Origin of the sequence: Collimonas silvisoli (genome assembly GCF_018305005.1) — a bacterium.
GTDB lineage: Bacteria > Pseudomonadota > Gammaproteobacteria > Burkholderiales > Burkholderiaceae_D > Collimonas > Collimonas silvisoli.
Window position 1 is genome coordinate 1 of the sequence record NZ_JAGQEG010000174.1, and the last position, 4,930, is coordinate 4,930.

Sequence of the window (4,930 nt, forward strand, 5' to 3'; positions counted from 1 at the left end):
TTTAATGCTTTTGGGTAATGGTTAGCAGTACCAGATCGGTCTTCCTGCAGTGCCGTTATGCCGCTGTACAGATCGCCATGTGTCATTAATTTCGGGGAAATCGTTTCTCATAGCCCGTCGCTTTATCTTTTCATCGGTAATGCGTCCATAGCACGGTAGCGGATGAATTGGACGGATGTGGCTCGGTCAAACCCGCGTCAGGGTTACCGCTGTCTGACATTTTAGTCTTATCGATGATCGTCTTTGCGCCGATTTCATTACGGCTGCTGCCGCCGCTTTGGTGTGCCGTGTGCAGATTGCCATGGATCGTGGTGCTGCCGCCGGTTTTCAGAACATCGCCTGCCCATATGTTGCCATAAGTGTCGTTGGATGCCGAAAGATTGACCACGCCGCCAGAGAAAACGCCATCGACATAGCCTCCCGCCAGGAAAACAACGTTGCCCAGCAGGTTTGGCGCCAGGCTGGTGGCGCCCGTGGCGCAGAAATCTGTCGGATAGAGGCCAGGAAAAGCTTTGTTTTGACAGATATTGTTGTAATCCGCAAAATTGACCGCATAGCTGATATTGGCGCCACCGGTTGAAATGTTGCCGGTAGCCAGCATGGTGTTGTAGTAAGTACCGTTACCGAGATTGAGATCTCCGTGAAACCACACCACGCCCGGCGCCATGGCCGGCGGCGGCAGCGGCGGGTTCGATGAATTATCGCCGCCGCTGATGCTCCAGGTGCCGTTGTTATATGAGAAGCAACTGGTATAAGGAGAGAAGCCATGGCATATTTTTGCCTTGCACGTTCCTGCGCTATAAGTGGCAGTAGTGCACAGCCAATCCTGGTTGCCGGCGCCATCCCCGGTCAGATAATACGGTCCATTAGCGAGACCGTTGACGTTATTGACATTAACCACGATATTGTTCTTAGCATCCACATCAAAAATATAATTGGCTGAATTTTTTACGGCATAAGCATCGATCACGGTTGTAGAAAGTGTCGCCGCCGTCAAGGGTGACACCGCCACCTGCAGACCTGGCACATTGGTCAGCTTTACTTTTGTATTCCAGGCGCTGCAACATTGGGCGACATAAGGAGGCGGACCGCCGACTTGCCCGCCATTTGCCGTGCCATAGGTTTCCTGGTAATTGCCTTGCACCATGGCCGAAGTCACCGCAGCGCCGCCGGCAGTGACGCTGCCTTTCGTATTCAGCGTGCCGACCGTCACCGTGTCGCCCAAGCTGACATCGCCGATAGCATTAATCGTGTCGGCAGAAGTGTGGCCGCCCAGCGTCACCGAACCGTTGGCGTTAATCAGGACCGCATTGAATCCGCTGCCCATGCTGACGTTATGCAAAGAATTGATGACATTGATGGTGTTGTCGTGACCACCGACCAGGGTGATATCGCCCTCTGAAAAAAGGGCATTGATATTGTTGGATCCTGTCAGACTGATGTTGCCTGTGGCGTATACCTGCGAAAATCCGCTGATGCTTCCCCCCATCGTCACGTTGCCTTGCACAACGAGCTTGCCGTTGCTGCTGCTCCCTTTATACGTAATCGATCCCGATCCTTCGACATCCCCTACAAATCCGGGGTCAGCGCTGTTCGAATTGGTCTGACTACCCGGTGATCCCGAGGCGCAATAGACAGCTTCAACAGTCGAGGTCGCCGGACCGCTGGCGCCGGTGAGATTGACGTTGACGCGTGTCCCTTTAGGGTTGGTCGTGCTGCAGTTAGGATCCGTTGGCGTGACCGACATGACGGTGGCGCTGACCCCTGACAAGCCTTGGAGCTGGATCTGTCCAGACCCTTTGTCGCCCGTAAACACCGGCAGCTTGGTCACGTCGCTGCCGACCTGGTACAGGTATTGCCGGATAGCCTCGACCCCGGTCCATGCTTTGAGTTGCGCCTCCGCAGCTGCATGCGCGGTTACCGTTTTTGCCTGCAGCCCGCGCAAATAATACATGCCGCCAACCACCATGGCCGCCATCGATAGTCCAACCAACAGTATGATCAGGAGTGAGGCGATGCCGCGTTGCCGGAACTTTCCCGTATATAAAATTTCGGATGATGTCATGACGATCGCTCAAGAGGAAAAATTGCTCAGGCAGATGGCATAGCTGTTGCTGCTGCCAACCGTGCTGTTTTGATAGGAAAGCGTTGCCTGGACCGCAGCGCTGGGCGGCGCAATGCCGCTGATAGTCTTTGGTATCGCGCCGAAAGGCCAGCAATCCACAGCGTTTTTCACCGCAAAACTTACCGCTTGCGCCACGCTTCCAGCTGCGATCAAGGTGGATTTGCTCCAGGTGACATTGTTCCAGCTGCTGGCGATCGGATGGCATGCATTGGTCGCCTTGAGCAGATAAAGCGCATTCGTTGCGGAATCGGAAAACAAGCCCATGCATGCATAGGATGCGCTGGCGGACGCCAGGTTGGGATTGCTTTCCCATAGCAGCACATTGCCGGCAGAAGCTGCGGCGGAAATGGCGTTGACGGTACCGGATAATTGCTGGCTGGCGCCGTCAAATGTGGCGCCGGAAAGGAGGGCCAGATTGTTTGCGGAGGTCGCCGCTGCACTGGTAGTTGCTGCGGTACTTGTTGCGCTGCTTGCTGCGCTGGAACTGCTTGCCGCAGCCACCGCGCCGACGCCGAAACCTGCATCTTGCAGCACCATTTGCGCGGTAAGCAAGCCGCTGGAAAGCTGGCCGTCCTGAGCGGCGCTGGGCACCATCCCGCTACTTCCGAAAACGTTGCGAATGGCATTTTTGTAGACAGTCAGCACCCCAAGCAGGGCGATCATGGAGATGACCAAGCCGACCATCAGGCTGATCAAGGTTACGCCTCTTTGATGGCTGCGCATTATTTATTTCCCACGGTTAGCTTGTCGTTTCCGTATAGGCTCTGGCTGGTTGTCGAAAACTGGACAGTCGGCACCATTGCCGTTTTTTGAATTCCGTTTGCGCTGGCCGTGACTGCAGTGATGCTGCATTCTTTCTGTATGCTTTCGCTCAAGCTGGCTGCTTGCGAATCCGACTTGCCTGCCGCGTGATTGTTGGCATGCGAATCCGATGCACCCGCCGCATGGCTGCTGCTGGTCAAGGTGATCTGGACCGTGCTGGTGGCGCTGCCGCTGGCAGGGCAACCGGCGGCGACGCCGGCATTCTGGAGCGTCGCCTGTATCTGACCGACTGTCAGATTCTGCACATTCAGGTTCTTCTGACTATTCGCCGCGCGCGCCAGTACATAAGTCATTCCCAGGCCGATGATGGCCATCAGCAGGATCGCAATCAGTCCTTCCAGCAAAGCGTCGCCGCGCTGCCGCCGGTCCGCCTTCCGGCCTGTCGATGAATGTGCAGATCGGTACAGGTGTTTTTTAATTGAGAGTGCCACTGTCATGCTCCGATCCCCGGGTCAGTTGGTAAGTCATGCTGGTTCCGCAGGTGATGCTGCCGATTGCCAGCGGCATCGGTATGCCGGTGTTGTTCATGGCGATGCACTGCTGAGCTGCATCGTTGAGAGTGATTGCCGCCGATATGGCAGCGCCCCAACTGAAACCGGCCGCCGCCGGATCGCAGCCAAGACTGGCCGGAGCGCCGCTGTAGACGCATAGCTGAGTTCCGGTGCTGACCAAGACCGCCGACGGCGTAGCGGTATCGGAGATCAGTACCGCGTTCGCGTTCCTTAAAGCGCTTGCTTTCAATTGCGCCATCCCTTGCATCAGTTGGCTCTTGCTTTGCTGTACGGATGCGGAATTACCCCAGCCCGCGGCGAAAGGTGCGCCGACCAGCAGCAGTAACATCATGACCGCGATGGTGACCATCAGCTCAATCAGCGAAAAGCCGCGAGCAACCGCCGCTACCATGATGTAAAGCCGCAAGCGCTGGTCACGGTGCGCTGGTTTTTCTGGTCCAGCGTCAGATTGCAGCCGCTAAGGCTGCCGCTGCCGGAAGCAGTCAGCGTATAAGTCGTTGTCGTACTGCCCATCGTGTAGGAAAAATAGTCCGATTGGGTTGGAGCCCATCCGCTGAAAAGTGCCGTGGTGGCGGTAGTGCCATCGGCATTGACAGGGTAGACAAGATGCAATTGATACTGATTTTCAAGATTGAGAGAGAGCGCGACCAGATCGGCGCTGGCGTTTTTGGCGCGGCTCTTCTTTATATAATTTGCATAGGACGGCAAGGCGATCGCGGCAAGAATCGCAATCACTGCCACAGTCACCATCAGCTCGATCAATGTGAAGCCGCGCACATGTCGATTTCGGATGGCGCTACCATCGCAACCATATTTCATTAATTGCATAAACACAGCCCTTGAAAAATTCAGTTTTATTCGGGTGAAAATCGCAATGCAAGCACTACGGTTTTAGCATGCCGACCACGCTGCGCAATCCACGCAAACTCGTGGATGAGCGGCCTCCAATCAACAGTTCTATCGCGCATTCCCGTATGTGGCGCTTCATATTTTTTGTATCTGCACGCCTGGGATTTGCCACACAATAAAAATTTTGACCATGCTCTGGCTGAGCTAAATCAGGTTAGCAATATTTCTAGACATGCAATATCGGTACATCCTGATCTTGCTGTAGGAATATCCTTGTCGGCAGATTAAGAGTTCTTGCGATAGGCGAAGCAAAAATCGGGGCATCTCTCATGCAGCAATCCGATCCTTCATCGGTTGCCGATCTTGTCCGGCGACTGCACTCTCCGCTTCATCCATATCAGTTGCATCGCCGATAGCCGGCGTCGCGTTTTCCTGCGGCAAGGCGATTTCTCACGTTTTTCGGAGCTGTCCCGGCCGTGGTTTCGGGTCAAATGTTTCTCACCATTTTAGTGCCTAAGACGCAACAAAGTGGTATTTCAAAAAAATTACCAATTCGAACTGGTATTAACCACGCAATTTCTATTTTTACTGATGCTGCGATGCAGCGTGTTTAGTGCTTTTG

5 protein-coding genes are annotated in these 4,930 nt (G+C 54.6%); all 5 read right to left on the reverse strand.

The window, feature by feature from the left end; translation table 11 throughout:
- Positions 1–130: 130 nt before the first annotated feature.
- The 5 genes from KHU33_RS25355 to KHU33_RS26615 are packed head-to-tail and all read right to left on the reverse strand — an operon-like array spanning position 131 to position 4,287.
- Complete coding sequence (locus KHU33_RS25355; RefSeq protein ID WP_211468197.1) at positions 131–2,065, reverse strand: hypothetical protein; 1,935 nt, start codon at positions 2,063–2,065, stop codon at positions 131–133.
- 9 nt (positions 2,066–2,074) lie between these two features.
- Positions 2,075–2,848, reverse strand: a complete 774-nt coding sequence (locus tag KHU33_RS25360; protein WP_211468199.1) for a PilW family protein — start codon at positions 2,846–2,848, stop codon at positions 2,075–2,077.
- Positions 2,848–3,378, reverse strand: a complete 531-nt coding sequence (locus KHU33_RS25365; RefSeq protein WP_211468202.1) for a PulJ/GspJ family protein — start codon at positions 3,376–3,378, stop codon at positions 2,848–2,850. Before KHU33_RS25365 ends, KHU33_RS25360 begins: the two co-directional genes overlap by 1 nt.
- Positions 3,362–3,850, reverse strand: a complete 489-nt coding sequence (locus tag KHU33_RS25370) for a pilus assembly FimT family protein (protein ID WP_211468204.1) — start codon at positions 3,848–3,850, stop codon at positions 3,362–3,364. The genes KHU33_RS25365 and KHU33_RS25370 overlap by 17 nt, the downstream gene beginning before the upstream one ends.
- Positions 3,844–4,287 carry a type IV pilin protein gene (locus KHU33_RS26615; RefSeq protein WP_329956125.1) on the reverse strand — a complete coding sequence of 148 codons (444 nt, stop codon included), beginning with the start codon at positions 4,285–4,287 and terminating at the stop codon, positions 3,844–3,846. The genes KHU33_RS25370 and KHU33_RS26615 overlap by 7 nt, the downstream gene beginning before the upstream one ends.
- Between the last annotated feature and the right edge of the window lie 643 nt (positions 4,288–4,930).

What these genes read in the sequence shown, in the direction of transcription:
- KHU33_RS26615 (WP_329956125.1), bottom strand. Translation starts at nt 4,287, where the DNA reads ATGCAATTAATGAAATATGGTTGCGATGGTAGCGCCATCCGAAATCGA.
- KHU33_RS25370 (WP_211468204.1), bottom strand. Translation starts at nt 3,850, where the DNA reads ATGGTAGCGGCGGTTGCTCGCGGCTTTTCGCTGATTGAGCTGATGGTC.
- KHU33_RS25355 (WP_211468197.1), bottom strand. Translation starts at nt 2,065, where the DNA reads ATGACATCATCCGAAATTTTATATACGGGAAAGTTCCGGCAACGCGGC.
- KHU33_RS25360 (WP_211468199.1), bottom strand. Translation starts at nt 2,848, where the DNA reads ATGCGCAGCCATCAAAGAGGCGTAACCTTGATCAGCCTGATGGTCGGC.